At 73.8% G+C, this 14,161-nt stretch carries 12 protein-coding genes; 4 read left to right on the forward strand and 8 right to left on the reverse strand.

Translation table 11 applies throughout. The features are described 5' to 3' along the window. A partial coding sequence (locus tag IE180_RS34235; protein ID WP_190160853.1) for a heme-binding protein occupies positions 1 to 203 on the forward strand: 203 nt, incomplete at its 5' end. 158 nt (positions 204 to 361) lie between these two features. Here IE180_RS34235 and IE180_RS34240 read toward each other — a convergent pair. Next, positions 362 to 946, reverse strand: a complete 585-nt coding sequence (locus tag IE180_RS34240; protein ID WP_229861195.1) for a CGNR zinc finger domain-containing protein — start codon at positions 944 to 946, stop codon at positions 362 to 364. Positions 947 to 1,002: 56 nt separating this feature from the next. On the opposite strand from IE180_RS34240, the gene IE180_RS34245 reads away from it, so the two are divergent. Next, a complete protein-coding gene (locus IE180_RS34245) occupies positions 1,003 to 2,196 on the forward strand; it encodes an MFS transporter (protein WP_229861196.1) in 1,194 nt (397 codons plus the stop codon). 31 nt (positions 2,197 to 2,227) lie between these two features. Here IE180_RS34245 and IE180_RS34250 read toward each other — a convergent pair whose 3' ends face one another. Beyond that, positions 2,228 to 3,382, reverse strand: coding sequence for an acyl-CoA dehydrogenase family protein (locus tag IE180_RS34250; protein ID WP_190160855.1), 1,155 nt, complete (start codon positions 3,380 to 3,382; stop codon positions 2,228 to 2,230). 115 nt (positions 3,383 to 3,497) lie between these two features. On the opposite strand from IE180_RS34250, the gene IE180_RS34255 reads away from it, so the two are divergent. After that, a complete protein-coding gene (locus IE180_RS34255) occupies positions 3,498 to 4,103 on the forward strand; it encodes a TetR/AcrR family transcriptional regulator (protein WP_190160856.1) in 606 nt (201 codons plus the stop codon). Between the two features lie 95 nt (positions 4,104 to 4,198). On the opposite strand, the gene IE180_RS34260 is transcribed toward IE180_RS34255, so the two are convergent. From IE180_RS34260 to IE180_RS34275, 4 genes are read right to left on the reverse strand one after another with little or no spacing between them, the layout of a single operon-like run. Beyond that, positions 4,199 to 5,557, reverse strand: a complete 1,359-nt coding sequence (locus IE180_RS34260) for a GH1 family beta-glucosidase (protein WP_190160857.1) — start codon at positions 5,555 to 5,557, stop codon at positions 4,199 to 4,201. Between the two features lie 26 nt (positions 5,558 to 5,583). Continuing rightward, positions 5,584 to 6,423 (reverse strand): carbohydrate ABC transporter permease, encoded by an 840-nt coding sequence (locus IE180_RS34265; RefSeq protein WP_190160883.1) that lies wholly within the window; start codon positions 6,421 to 6,423, stop codon positions 5,584 to 5,586. Positions 6,424 to 6,442: 19 nt separating this feature from the next. After that, the gene (locus IE180_RS34270) at positions 6,443 to 7,450 is read right to left on the reverse strand and encodes a carbohydrate ABC transporter permease (RefSeq protein WP_190160858.1); all 1,008 of its coding nucleotides are present in this window, start codon (positions 7,448 to 7,450) and stop codon (positions 6,443 to 6,445) included. A gap of 13 nt (positions 7,451 to 7,463) precedes the next feature. Then, complete coding sequence (locus IE180_RS34275) at positions 7,464 to 8,780, reverse strand: ABC transporter substrate-binding protein (protein ID WP_190160859.1); 1,317 nt, start codon at positions 8,778 to 8,780, stop codon at positions 7,464 to 7,466. Positions 8,781 to 8,981: 201 nt separating this feature from the next. Here IE180_RS34275 and IE180_RS34280 point away from each other — a divergent pair, with 201 nt between their 5' ends. Continuing rightward, positions 8,982 to 10,292: an ROK family transcriptional regulator gene (locus tag IE180_RS34280; protein WP_190160860.1), complete on the forward strand. Its 1,311-nt coding sequence runs from the start codon at positions 8,982 to 8,984 to the stop codon at positions 10,290 to 10,292. 33 nt (positions 10,293 to 10,325) lie between these two features. On the opposite strand, the gene IE180_RS34285 is transcribed toward IE180_RS34280, so the two are convergent. Together IE180_RS34285 and IE180_RS34290 are read right to left on the reverse strand one after the other, a co-directional pair. Further along, positions 10,326 to 12,503, reverse strand: coding sequence for a discoidin domain-containing protein (locus IE180_RS34285; protein WP_190160861.1), 2,178 nt, complete (start codon positions 12,501 to 12,503; stop codon positions 10,326 to 10,328). A 521-nt stretch (positions 12,504 to 13,024) separates the two neighbouring features. Further along, entirely contained in the window at positions 13,025 to 14,161 is a 1,137-nt protein-coding gene (locus tag IE180_RS34290; RefSeq protein WP_190160862.1) for an XdhC family protein, read from the reverse strand.

A 14,161-nucleotide genomic window follows, 5' to 3' on the forward strand; every position in this document is an offset into this window, starting at 1 on the left:
GGAACGCCCCCACCTCCGTCCTCGCGGGCCGCCTCGCCGACGCGCCGACCCTGAAGGACGTCCCCGGCACCCTCTTCCTCGCCGGCGGCGCCCCGGTCACCGCCAAGGGCGCCCCGGTCGCGGGCATCGGCGTGGCCGGCGCGCCCTCGGGTGACCTCGACGAGAAGTTCGCCCGCGCCGGCGCCGCCTCGCTCGGCAAGTAGGTCCCGGGGCAGGCGCCCGCGCGCACCCGGACGTCGTCGTCCTCCTGCTCACCGCGGGCGCCGACCCCGAGCTCCCCGGCCCGTACGGCCGCGCGGCGCTCCGGTACGCCGGACGAAACGGTCTCACCGGGATCGCCGCCCCGCTCCGCGCGGCCGGGTCACGCGGGGCCCTCCGCGGCGCCGCCCGAGCCCCCGGCGGAGTGCCGGCCGCGGTGGGCCGCGACGCGCTCGCGGGTGGCGCAACGGCGGGAGCAGTACCGGCGTTCCGGCCCGCTGCCCTGCGCCACGAAGACGTTCCGACAGCTGTCGGACGCGCAGGTCCTGCCGGGCGGGCGCTGCCGGTCCCAGAGGAGGACGGCGAGCGCCATGCAGGACGAGGCGAGCAGCCACTCGGCCCAGGGCGCGTCGTCGTCCCGGTCGACGTGCGCGTGCCAGGGAGCGGTGCCGCCGTGCGAGGTCAGCCGGAGCGGCCCGGTGTGCTCCCGCAGGAGCCGGTTCAGGACGGCGGCGGCCCCGTCGGCGGTCGCGGCGGCGAAGACCTCGCGGAGCGGGGCGGCGGCCGCCCGCATCCCGGTCACCTCCTCGGGCCCCAGCTCGACGGGGCCGGTCTCCCCGTACGCCAGGAGCACGGCGGCGACCTCGTCCGGGTCGGGCCGGTCGTCGGCGAGCGCGTTGACGAGGGCGGCGGTGCGGCGGGCCGTGGTCAGGACGGAGTGACGGGTGGACCAGTCGTCGTCGGGCACCTCTGGAATGTAACGCAACTTGTGGAGTTTTGAGTTACCTCCGTACTGTCCTGCGGATGCGGACCCCCCTCTGTCTGGCCGGGGCGCTGGTGGCTCGCGTCGGGGACGAGGCGGCCGGACCGGCGCTGCTCCTCGCCGGCTTCGCCCTCGTCGGCTCCGCCGCCGAGGCGTCGGCGCTGCTCGCGGCCGTCAGCGTCTCCGCCGCGCTCGGCGGACCGGTGCTCGGAGCGCTCCTCGACGGGGCGGCACGCCCGGGCCGGCTGCTCGCCGGCGCGCTCGTCCTGTACGCGGCGGGGCTGACGCTCGTCCTCGCGGGGCTCGGCCGGCTGCCGTTCGCCTTCACGGTGGCGACGGCGGCCCTCACCGGGCTGTCGGGCCCGGCCCTCTCGGGAGGCTGGTCCGCCCAGTTGCCCCTGGTGGCGGCGGGCGCCGGGCTGGCCCGGGCGAACGCGCTCGACACGATGTCCTTCTGCGCGGCGGCCCTGGCCGGCCCGGCCCTCGCGGGCGGGGCGGCGGAGGCCCTCGGAGCACCGACGGCGGTGGCGCTGGCGGCGGTCCTCGTCGCCGCTGCGGCCCCCGCGGCCTGGTTCCTCCCCGCGCGGGACCGGAGCCCGGGGGCGTCCCGGGCCGTCCTCGGCGCCCTCGCGTCCGGGACGCGGGCGGTCCTCGGGAACCCGAGCCTGGCCCGTGCGACCCTCTGTTCCGTCGTCTCCTGCGTCGCCCAGGGCATGCTGACGGCCTGTGTCCCGCTCCTGGGCGAACGGGTCCTCGGCGGAGCCGGCCGCGGGGCGGTGCTGCTGTCCTGCGCGGCGGTCTCCGCCCTCGTCGCCAACGCCCTGCTCGCCCGGTTCCCGCTCCCCCTCACCCCCGACGCCCTGGTACGGGCCGGGGCGCTGGTCCAGGCCCTCGGCCCGGCCCTCGCGCTGACGGGGGAGCCCGTGGCCCTGGTGGCCGCCTTCCTCGTCTCGGGGCTCGGCGAAGGCCCCCAGCTCACCGCCCTGTTCGCGGTGCGGCACCGGGAGGCCCCGGACCGTCTGCGCAGTCAGATCTTCACCACCGGCGCCAGCCTCAAGATCACCGGCTTCGCCCTGGGCGCCGCCCTGGCGGGCCCGTCGGCGGCCCGCTCCCTCGGGGCCGCCCTGACGGCGGCGACGGCCGTGGCCCTGCTCGCGGCGGCGCGCCCACCGGCCGGACGCCCCCGGCGCCGCGCGCCCGCTCGCGACGGCACGCGCGCCCGCCGCCGGGCCTGAGCAGCTCCCGGCGACGGTCCCGGTCACCGCGCTAGCCCGCCGTGCGCGAGAGCCCCCGGCTGATGACGAGCCGCTGGATCTGGTTCGTGCCTTCGAATATCTGCATGATCTTCGCCTCTCGCATGTAGCGCTCGACGGGGAAGTCGCGGGTGTAGCCGTAGCCGCCGAAGACCTGGACGGCGTCCGTGGTGACCTTCATCGCCGTGTCGGTGGCGATGAGCTTGGCCGCGCTGGCCTGACGGCTGAAGGGGCGGCCGAGGTCGCGGCGGCGGGCCGCGTCCAGGTAGGTGGCGCGGGCGGCGTCGACGGCGGCGGCCATGTCGGCGAGGAGGAAGCCGAGACCCTGGTGGTCGACGATCCGGCGGCCGAAGGTGGTGCGCTCGTTGGCGTACGTCACGGCGGCGTCCAGCGCGGCCTGGGCGAGGCCGGTGGCGCAGGCGGCGATGCCGAGGCGGCCGCTGTCGAGGGCGCTGAAGGCGATCTGGAGGCCCTGGCCCTCGTCCCCGATGCGCCGGTCCTCCCCGATGAGGGCGCCGTCCCAGTACGCGGCCGTCGTCGGCACGGCCTGGAGGCCCATCTTGCGCTCGGGCGCGCCGAAGCTCAGGCCCTCGGTGGCGCCGGGGGCGAGGAAGCAGGAGACGCCGCGGCTGCCGGGGGCGGTGCGGGCGAAGAGGGCGTAGAAGCCGGCCTTGCCGCCGTGGGTGATCCAGGCCTTGGTGCCGGTGACGCGGTAGCCGCTGCCGTCCTCCTGGCGCTCGGCCTTGCAGGTGAGGGCGGCGGCGTCGGAGCCGGCCTGCGGCTCGGAGAGGCTGTAACCGCCGATGCTCCGGCCCTCCAGCATCGCGGGGAGCCAGCGCTCCTTCTGCTCCGGGGTGCCGAAGGCGTGGAGGGGGTGGCAGGCGAGGGTGTGGACGCTGGTGGCGACGGCGACGGCGGCCCAGCGCGCGGCGAGCTCCTCCAGGACCTGGAGGTAGACCTCGTAGGGCTGGCCTCCGCCGCCGTGCTCCTCGGGGTACGGGAGGCCGAGGAGCCCGGCCTCGCCGAGGGTGGCGAAGAGCCCCTCGGGATAGGTCTCGGCGGCCTCGTGCTCGTCCACCCGCGGAGAGAGCTCCTTGTCGGCGATCTCCCGGGTGAGGGCGATGAGGTCCGCCGCCTCGGGGGTGGGAAGCAGGCGGTCGACATCCATGGCGACTCCAGCGGCGCGCAAAGTGGTACTGGGAAGGGTACTGCAGTACCGGTTAGCGTAGCGCAGAAGGGTGGCGGCGTAACCCCCCGGAACGGCGGCCTGGAATACTGGCGGGGTGATCGAGACCTCCGCCGCCGACGCCCCCAAGCTGACGGGGCGCGGAGCGGCACGCCGCTCCGCCCTGTTCGAGGAACTCGTCGCCCTCCTCGTCGGCGAGGGCTTCGCCCGGCTGACGCTCGACGATCTCGCCGCCCGGCTGCGCTGTTCGAAGCGGACCCTGTACGGCCTGGCCGGCAGCAAGGAGCAGCTGGTCCGGGCGGCGGTCGTGCACTTCTTCCGGCGCGCCACGGCCCGGGTCGAGGCCGTGCTCGCCGCCGCCTCGGACCCGGCCGAGCGGCTGTCCGCCTATCTGCGGGCGGTCTCGGCCGAGCTGGCGCCCGTCTCGCCGCAGTTCTTCGACGACGTGGCGGCCTTCGAGCCGGCGGCGGAGGTGTACGAGCGGAACACCCGGGCGGCGGCCGGCCGGGTGCAGCAGCTCATCGAGGAGGGCGTGCGGGCCGGTGTGTTCCGCGAGGTGCACGTGACCTTCGCGGCCGACGTCATCTCCTCGGTGATGGTCCGGATCCAGCGGCGCCAGGTGGCCGCGGCGACCGGTCTCGCCGACGCCGAGGCCTACGAGCAGCTGGCCGAGCTGCTGCTCAGCGGCCTGCGCAAGGCCTGAGCGGCCCCCCCGTACACGGCTCCGCGCCCGGTCCCGTCCTCGGAAGGACGGGACCGGGCGCGGAGCGCCGGGGCGGGCGGGGACGGCCGCGGGCGCTACCGGGCGTGCAGCGCGCGATGGGCGGCGACGATCTCCGCGTACCGCCGCCCGCTCGTCTTCACGGTGCGGCGCTGGGTCGCGTAGTCGACGTGGACGAGCCCGAAGCGCTTGTCGTAGCCGTAGGCCCATTCGAAGTTGTCGAGCAGGGACCAGGCGTAGTACCCGGCGAGCGGGACGCCCTTGCGCAGGGCGCGGGCGCAGGCGGCGAGGTGATCCTCCAGGTAGCGGGTGCGCTCCGGGTCGTGGACCTCGCCGTCGGGGCCGGTGGCGTCGGGGAAGGCCGAGCCGTTCTCGGTGACGTACAGCTCGCGCGCGCCGTAGTCCTCGGTCAGCCGCAGCAGGAGGGCCTCCAGGCCGCCCGCGTCGATCTGCCAGTCCATGCCGGTGCGGGGCGCGTCGGGGAGGCGGACCTCGCGGGCGTGCGGGACGGGGCCCGTCGGGTCGTCGGCGACGGTGACCGGGAAGTAGTAGTTGAGGCCGTGCCAGTCGAGCGGGGCGGCGATGGCCGTCATGTCGCCCTGCCGCTCCGGGAGTTCGACGCCGTACAGCTCGCGCATGTCGGCGGGGAAGCCGCGGTCGAAGACCGGGTCGAGCCACCAGCGGTTGGTGTGGCCGTCCATGCGGGCGGCGGCGGCGACGTCCTCGGGGCGGGTGCTCGCGGGCGCGACGGTGGAGTGGTTGGTGACCAGGCCGATCCGGGCGCCGGGGGCGGCGGCGCGGACGGCGGCGGTGGCGAGGCCGTGGCCGAGGAGCAGGTGGTAGGAGGCGCGGACGGCGGCCGTGAGGTCGGTGAGGCCCGGCGCCATCCGGCCCTCCAGGTGGCCGATCCAGGCGGAGCAGAGGGGTTCGTTGAGGGTGGCCCACCGGGTGACGCGGTCGCCGAGGCGTTCCGCGACGGCGCCGGCGTAGACGGCGAGGTGTTCGGCGGTCTCGCGGACGGTCCAGCCGCCGCGGTCCTGGAGGGCCTGCGGCAGGTCCCAGTGGTAGAGGGTGACGGAGGGGGTGATCCCGGCGTCGAGGAGGCCGTCGACGAGCCGGTCGTAGAAGTCGAGCCCGGCCTCGTTGACGGGTCCGTCGCCGCCGGGGACGACGCGCGGCCAGGCGACGGAGAGCCGGTAGGCGTCGGTGCCGAGGCCCTTCATGAGGGCGATGTCCTCGGGCCAGCGGTGGTAGTGGTCGCAGGCGGTGTCGCCGTGGTCGCCGTTGTCGATCGCGCCGGGGACGCGGGAGAAGGTGTCCCAGATGGAGGGGGCGCGGCCGTCCTCGGCGACGGCGCCCTCGATCTGGTACGCGGAGGTGGCGGTGCCCCAGGCGAAGGACGGGGGGAAGGCGGCGAGGTCGAGCGGTTCTGGCACGGGAGTCCTTTCGGGCCGGGAGGTCGTCACTTGACCGCGCCCGCGGTGAGACCGGTGACGAGGTAGCGCTGGAGGAGCAGGAACCCGGCGACGACGGGGACGCTGACCACGAGGGAGGCGGCCATCACCTGGTTCCAGTAGACGTCGTTCTGGGTGGCGTAGCCCTGGAGGCCGACGGCGAGGGTGCGGGTGGTGTCGGTCGTCATGACGGAGGCGAAGAGGACCTCGCCCCAGGCCGTCATGAAGGCGTAGACGCCGACGGCGACGATGCCGGGGACCGCGGCGGGGACGACGACGCGGAGGAGGGCGCCGAGCGGGCCGCAGCCGTCGACCTTGGCGGCCTCGTCGAGGTCGCGCGGGACGCCGTCGAAGTAGCCGATGAGCATCCAGACGGAGAACGGCAGCGAGAAGGTCAGATAGGTGAGGATCAGACCGCCGCGCGAGCCGAAGAGCGCGATGCCGGTGGCGTTGCCGATGTCGACGTAGAGGAGGAAGAGCGGCAGCAGGAAGAGGATGCCGGGGAACATCTGGGTGGAGAGCACCGTCACGGTGAAGACGCGTCTGCCGCGGAAGGCGTGGCGGCTGACGGCGTAGGCGGCGAAGACCGCGACGACGAGGGAGCAGGCGGTGGCCGCGCCCGCGACGATCAGCGAGTTCACGAAGTAGTCGGCGAGCGGGACGGTCCGCCAGATGTCGAGGTACGGGCGGAGGGTGAGCCCGGAGGGGATCCACCGGAACTTCCCCGAGACGTCCGCGAGCGGTTTGAGGGAGCTGGAGACCATCACGTACACCGGCAGCAGGACGAAGCCGGTGAGCAGGGTGAGGAAGATCCGCCGGCTCCAGAGGAAGGAGCGGGGTGCGGCCATGGGCGAGCGGGGCTTCTTGTCAGCGGCCACCGGCGGCCTTCCTTTCCCGGGGGCTCCGGGTGGTGAGCAGCAGGTAGGCCCCCGTGACGGCGAGCAGGAACAGCAGGAGCAGGACCGACATGGCCGAGCCCGTGCCGAAGTTCCAGGTCTGGAACGAGGACTGGTAGATGTGCAGGGAGATCAGGTCGGCGGATGCGGGGGCCGCCTTGCCGAAGAGGACGAAGGGGGTGTTGAAGTCGTTGAAGGTCCACAGGAACAGGACGAGGACGAGGACCTGGTTGACCGGCCGCAGGGACGGCAGGGTGACGTGGCGGACCTGTCGCCACGTGCCCGCGCCGTCGAGGGCGGCGGCCTCGTAGACCTCCCGGGGGATGTTCTGGAGGCCGGCCATCAGGACGAGGAAGGCGAAGGGCCAGCCCTTCCAGACGGAGACGACGAGCAGGGTGACGAAGGCGTTGTCGCCGATGAGCCAGAAGGCGGGGCCGTCGCCGATGCCGAGCTGGTCGTGGAGGACGTGGTTCACCAGGCCGTTGTCCCGCTGGAACATGAATGCCCAGGTGATGACCGCCGCGTAGACCGGCAGGGCGTACGGGACGAGGAAGAGCGCGCGCAGGAGGCCCCGGCCGCGGAAGGCCTCCTGCATGAAGAGGGCGGCTGCGGTGCCGAGGAGCCAGCACAGGCCGACGGAGCAGAAGGTGAAGAGGCAGGTCGTGAGGAACGACTTCAGGAGCGCTTCGCCGACGGGGGCGTCGAGGTCGAGCGAGACCGCGTAGTTGTCGGGCCCGGCCCAGGGGGCGGCCGTCCAGTCGCGGATGAAGAACTGGGTGAGCTCCTTGAAGCTCATCACGATGCCGATGAGCATCGGCACGAGGTGGACGAGGAGTTCGAGGAGGAGGGCCGGGAGGAGCAGCAGGTAGGGCAGGCCGCGGGCCCGGAGCCGCCCGGGGCGGCGCCGGCGCGGGGCCGCCCCGGGGGCGTGCCGCTGGCCGGTCCGCCCGGGGGGCTTCTCGATGGCGGTGGTGGTCATGGTGGCGTCCGGCTCACTTCTTGGGCATCTGCTGCTGGGCCTTGTCGAGCTCGGCGCGTACGGACTCGGTGGTGACCGGGCGGCCGGCGGCGGCGTCCGCGAAGAGTTCCTTGACGGCGGTGCCGACGACCGTCTCGAACTGGGACTCCTCGGGGACCTGCGGCAGGGCGGCGGCGCTGGTGGCGAGGGTCTGCTTGAGGACGGTGACGGTGGGGGTGTCGAAGGCGGGGTCCTGCTGGGCGCTCGTGACCGGGGGGATGGAGCCGTAGGCGTGGTTGAGCGTCTTCTGCTCGGTGTCGCCGGTCATGAACTTCACGAACTTCAGGGCGCCTTCGCGGTTCTTCGTGTTCTTGAAGACGGCGAGGTTGATGCCGGCGACCATGGAGTTGGTCCCCGTGCCCCGGCCGGGGGTGCCGGAGATCACGGGGGCGGGGGCGACGCCCCACTCGTCGGGGTTCATGCCCTGGGCCTGGAAGGTGGTGCCGGGGGTCTGCCAGAGGACCATGGCGGTGCGGTCCTTGGCGAAGTCGGCGAGGGACTGGTTCTGGGCGTACTCGGCGTTGCCGGGGGCGACGATCTTGTGGGCGGCCATGAGGTCGACGTACTGCTTGACGGCGGCGACGGCGCCGTCGGAGGTGAAGTCGGCCTTGCCGTCGGGGGTGAAGAAGTCGGCGCCGTGCTGCTTGCCGAGGACGAAGACCTGGTGGATGTTCTCGGCGAGGTTGCCGCCCTCGACGCCGAGGGCGGACTTCCCGTCCCCGCTGAGCTTCTTGCCGTCGGCGATCAGTTCGTCCCAGGTGGCCGGCGGCTTCGCTATGCCGGCGTCCTGGAACATCTTCTTGTTGTAGTAGAGCGCGTAGGCCATGGAGTAGAGCGGGACGGCGGCGGGGTCCTGGCCGGGGGCGCCGGTGGAACCGAGCGCGGAGGCGACGAAGCGGTCCTTGCCGCCGATGGCCTCGAAGTTCTTCGCGTCCCAGGGCAGCAGGGCGCCGGTGGACTGGAGGGAGGCGCTCCAGGTGTTGCCGATGTTGAGGACGTCGGGGCCCTGGCCGGAGGTGGCCGCGGTGAGGATGCGGTTGAGCAGGTCGGACCAGGGGATGACCTCCAGCTCGACCTTGATGCCGGTCTCCTTCTCGAAGCGGTCGAGTTCGGGCCGGAGGACCTTCTTGTCGACCTCCAGGCTCGCGCCCTGGTTGGAGGCCCAGTAGGTGAGGGTCTTGCCGCCGCCGGAGCCGGAGCCGTCGGCCGGGGAGCCTCCTCCGCAGGCCGCGGCGGTGAGGACGAGGGAGAGGGTGACGGCGCCGACGGCCGCGGCTCTGATGATGCGCATGGCTCCTCATGGCCCTTTCGGGGAGTGGCGGGGAGCTGGGGAGGGCGGGGTGGACGGTCGCGTCCCGCGTTCAGGAGGTGAAGGCTCCGACGGCTCCTCCCCGGCTTATTTCAGGACGTGAGTTAAACCTCAAGAGAAGGTCGCGTCAAGGGTCCCGGCAGCGGTATGTTTCGGTCAGGACTACTTCCCCAGGGGGCCCAAGTGACCATGCGGAACGGCCGCACCGTGCGTGACCTGCGACGCGAGAACCGCACCGCCGTCCTCCAGCGCCTGTACTTCGACGGCCCCCTGAGCCGCTTCTCCCTGGGCCCGGCCACCGGACTGAGCTCCGGCTCCGTCAGCAACGTGGTCGCGGAGCTCCTCGCGGAGGGCCTCGTCGAGGAGGCGGGCAGCGTCGACTCGGCCGGCGGACGCCCCCGCACCCTGCTGCGGATCACCCCCGGCAGCGGCTGCATGATCGGCGTGGACGTCGGCGAGACCCGGGTCCGGATCGAGCTGTTCGACCTCGCCCTCACCGAACTCGCCCGCGCCGAGCGCCCCTTGGCCGTCGAGCGGCCGAACCCGCACGACCGCTACGAGGTCGGCGTCGTCGTCGACCACGTCCGGGCCGGCATCGCGGAGGTGCTCCGGACCGCGGGCGTCCCCGCCGAGCGGCTGCTCGGCGTCGGCGTCGGCGTGCCCGGCATCGTCGCCCGCACCGCCGAGGAGGGCGCGGTGGTGCACGGCCAGACCATCGGCTGGGACGCCGTCCCGCTGGAGCGGCTGCTGCGCGAGAGCGTGGACCTGCCGGCCTCGGTGCCGTACTGGATCGACAACGGCGCCAAGACCCTCGGCCAGGCCGAGATGTGGTTCGGCGCCGGCCGGGGGGCGCGCAGCGCCGTGGTCGTGCTCTTCGGCTCGGGCGTCGGCGCCTGTGTGGTCACCGACCCGATGGGGCCGGGCCGGGCGCTCGAATGGGGGCATCTCACGGTACGGGTCCGGGGCCGCCGCTGCCGCTGCGGCGCCCGCGGCTGCCTGGAGGCGTACGCGGGCGCGGAGGCCCTGCTGGAACGCTGGCGGGAGGCGGGCGGGCGGCCTCCGGCGGGCGCGGACGAGGAGACGGCCCTGACGGCGATGCTGGCGGCCGCGTACCCGGCGGACCCCGCCGCGGGTCCCGACTCCACCGCGCTGGCCGTCCTGGAGGAGACCGCCGAGTACCTGGGCGCCGGTTTCGCCGATCTGATCAACCTCTTCCAGCCCGAGCGCATCCTCGTCGGCGGCTGGGCGGGCCTCCAGCTCGGCGCGCGCTTCCTGGAGACGGTGAAGGGGTACGCGGCCGAGTACGCCCTGAAGTACCCGGCGGCCCGGGTCGGCATCGCCATGGGCACCCTGGGCCCGGACGCGGTGACGGTCGGCGCCGCGATCCTGCCGCTCGCGGACTTCTTCGCCCGGGGCGGCCGGCGGGCCGAGGCGGAGCCGGCCGAGGAGCAGCCGGCGTGGGCGTCGACGGTACGGGAGAGGGCGGCGCGCTGAGCGCGCGCCGCCCTCCGTCTCACCCCGCGCGGGTCACGGGTACGAGACCACGGTGGACGGCACGGTGGCGGTGCCCGAGGTCGGGGCGCCCGTGTCGTTGATGACGTGCTCGTACTGGCCGTTGCCGCCGAGCGAGACGACGAGCAGGTCGTGGAACCGCACCCCGGGCTTCACCGGGGCCCGGAAGCCGTGGTCCTGACGGATCGTCGGGTCCACGTTGTAGTAGCAGTAGCTGCCGAGCCCCCAGCCCTCGTGGGTGGTCACGGAGTCGTCGACGCGGTAGGCGGCGTAGCCCTTGTGGGGGCCGTCCTGGACGGCGGCCTGGTTCGGGGCGTCGTACACCTTCTCGTTCTGGAAGAAGATCGTGCGGCCGCGCTCGCCGAACCACTCGACGTCGTACTTGTTGAAGTGCTCGACGAAGAGTCCGGTGGCGAGGACGTCGTCGCCGTACACGCGGACGCCGTAGTCGGCGCGGTTGGTCTCCCAGCCGACTCCCTCGCCGTGGTCGGCGCGCCAGACCCAGGTGTGGTCGACGATCGTGTCGTCGTTGTTCACCGCCATGGCGACGGTCGCCTTTCCGGGACCGGCGCCGCCGACGCGGAAGTAGACGTCCTGGACGGTGGTGGGGTCGGCGGCGTGGTCGGCGGAGGCGTTCTGCGGCCCGACCTCCAGGAGGGTCGGCGAGGCGACCTGGCCGGCGTCGATCAGGAAGCCGGCGAGGCGGACGCCGTCGACGTCGGCCACGCGCATCGCGGTGACGCCGTTGTCCGGGACGATCGTGGCCAGGCCGAGGCCGAGGACGATCGTGCCGGGGCGGTTCACGGTGATCGTCCGGTCGACGTGGTAGACGCCGGGCGTGAGGAGCAGGTGCAGACCCTGGTCGAGCGCCTGGTTGACGGTGGCGGCGGTGGTGCCGGGCCTGACGACGTAGAACCGGCTCAGCGGGATCTTCTCGCCCTGCGGGGTGCCGTTCGCCCAGGTGGTGCCGCGCGCGTTGCTCCGCCTGGCCGGGGAGAAGACCTTGTACTGGCCGTCCTCCCAGATCAGGTACGGCTTCTCGCGGGAGACCGGGGTGGTGTCGAGGGTGGTGTACTTCGGCTCGGGGAAGGCCTGCGCGGGTGCGCCCTCGGTGCCGGAGAAGACCTGGTTCCAGACGCTGTTGGACCAGCCGCCGATCGAGCTGTCGCGGGTGTACCACTGCTGCTGCGAGTAGTTGCCGACCTGGCCGTCGATCTTCGAGTCGGCGATGTAGCCGCCGCTGGCCCAGCCGTAGCCGCTGGGGGCCAGGTTGAGCCCGCCCTTGACGTGCATGCGGCGGAAGGAGGAGGCCTGGGCGACGGCCCACCGGTCGGTGCCGTTCACCGGGTTGAGGGCGAGGCCCTCGGCGCCGCGCCAGAAGTTCTGGGTGGCGTTCCCGTCGAACCAGCCCGCGTCGATGGTCACGTCCCCGTTGACGGTGGTGTCGTCGGGACGCAGCCCGAGGCCGGCGATCTGGGTGTAGAAGCCGATCTGGGCGTTGAGGCCGTTGTAGGTGCCGGGCTTGAAGAGGAAGGCGTGGCGGCCGCTGCCGAACTGGGCCGACTCCTGCTGGGCGAACACCTCGTCCAGCTTGGTCTGGATGCCGGGCGTGGTCGGGTCGAAGACGTGCACGTTCGGCCCGAGGTCGCCGCCGCCGGGCAGGGCGGGGCCGGTGTCGGCGGTGCCGTAGACCTGGAACTCCCAGAGGGAGTAGCCCCATGCGGTGGCACGGGCGGTGCCGTACACGCGGACGTAGCGGGCGGTGCCGGTGACGGGCAGGGACTCGTTGCCGCCGGGGCCGTCCGCCGTGCTGTACGCGGTCGTCCAGTCGGTGCCGTTGCCGGAGAGCTCGATGCGGTACGCCTCGGCGTGGGCGGTCTCCCAGCGCAGGTCGACCCTGCTGAGCGCGGCCGGGGCGCCCAGGTCCACCTGGATCCACTGCGGATCGGCGAAGGCGCTGGACCAGCGGGTCCCCGGGTCGCCGTCGACCGCGGCGCTCGCGGGGGTGCCGCCGTTCTCCTGGCTGGAGGCGGTGGCGGGCCTGCCCTGCGAGAGCAGGGCGGGCGCGGCCTGGGCGGTCGGTGCGGCGACCAGCGCGAGGAGACCGGCGAGGAGGGCGGTGACGAGGACGGCGGCGGTGGCCCGGGGGCCCGGGCGTGGGGATGGCGCGAGGCGGGTGCCGACTGCGGGCATGGCTCGATCTCCTCGGGAATGAGGGGGAGTTGGGGAGGGAGCGCGCACTCCGCAGCAGATGCTGGCGGTTGGCGTGTACGAGGGTCAAGGTGTCCGACACGACTTTTCTTTTGGCTTGCATTAAGTGTCGAGCAACATGCCGGGTCCTCCGGGGGACGGTCGGACGTGCCGAAATCCCGGACCGGGCGCCCGGCCCGGCCAGGGAAGTCGCGGGAGAAGCGCGGTGCCCACCGCAGGGCCGGCCCGGACACCCGGCGGGGCGGCCCCGAAGGCGTCCGTCAGGACTCCGGGCGGGCGCGAAGCGGACCCGGGCACGAAGCGGACCCGGGCATGAAGCGGACCCGGGCGCGGTCCGGGCAGTCGTGCGGCAGGGCGCGCGTCCCGGACGGAGCGATCGGGGCGAGGAGGGCGAGGACGCCCGGACCGGGCCCCGGGACGGGTGCCGGTCGACACCCCGGCGACCGGCCCGCAGTCGGGACCTCGGCGACCGGCCCGCCGACGCCCGAGCCGGGAGACGGGCCCTACGCGACCGAGCCTATGAGCCCGTCCGGCCGGCGGGGTCCGTCGTGGTGGATCGGGGTGTGGGCGCCCGTGAGGGAGACGCCGCTGCCGCCCCGGCGGTTGGCGACGATCTCGGCGCCGATCGAGAGGGCGGTCTCCTCGGGCGTGCGCGCGCCGAGGTCGAGGCCGATCGGGGAGCGCAGGCGGGCGAGTTCGAGTTCGGTGACGCCGACGCCGCGGAGGCGCTCGTTGCGGTCCTCGTGGGTGCGGCGGGAGCCCATCGCGCCGATGTAGGCGACGGGAAGCTTGAGGGCGGTCCTGAGGAGCGGCACATCGAACTTGGCGTCGTGCGTGAGGACGCACAGGACGGTACGGCCGTCGACCTCGGTCGACTCCAGGTAGCGGTGGGGCCATTCGACGACGATCTCGTCGGCCTCGGGGAAGCGGGCGGCCGTCGCGAAGACGGGCCGCGCGTCGCAGACGGTGACGTGGTAGCCGAGGAACTTGCCGACCCGGACGAGGGCGGCGGCGAAGTCGATGGCGCCGAAGACGATCATGCGGGGGGCCGGGACGGAGGACTCGACCAGGAGGGTCAGCGGACGTCCGCAGCGGCTGCCGTCCTCGCCGATCTCGACGGTGCCGGTGCGGCCCGCGTCGAGCACGGCCCGGGCCTCGGCGGCCGCGGTGCGGTCCAGCTCGGGGTGGCCGCCGAGCTTCCCCTCGTACGAGCCGTCGGGACGGACCAGCAGGGCCTGCCCCAACAGGTCCGCCGGTCCGTCCACGATCCTCGCCAGGGCCGCCGCCTCCCCCGAGACGGCGGCGGCCAGCGCGGCGGGGAAGACCCCGCCGCGGACCGGGGTGACGAGGATGTCGATGATGCCGCCGCAGGTCAGACCGACCGCGAAGGCGTCCTCGTCGCTGTAGCCGAAGCGCTCGACGACGGTCTCGCCGTCTTCGAGGGCCTGGACGCACAGGTCGTAGACCGCGCCCTCCACACACCCGCCGGAGACCGATCCGATCGCCGTGCCGTCGCCGTCGACGGCGAGTGCGGCTCCCGGCTGCCGGGGCGCGCTGCCGCCGACCGCCACCACGGTGGCGACGGCGAAGTCACGTCCCTGCTCGACCCACCGGTGCAGCTCTTCGGCGATGTCCAGCAT

The organism is Streptomyces litmocidini, from assembly GCF_014649755.1.
GTDB lineage: Bacteria > Actinomycetota > Actinomycetes > Streptomycetales > Streptomycetaceae > Streptomyces > Streptomyces litmocidini.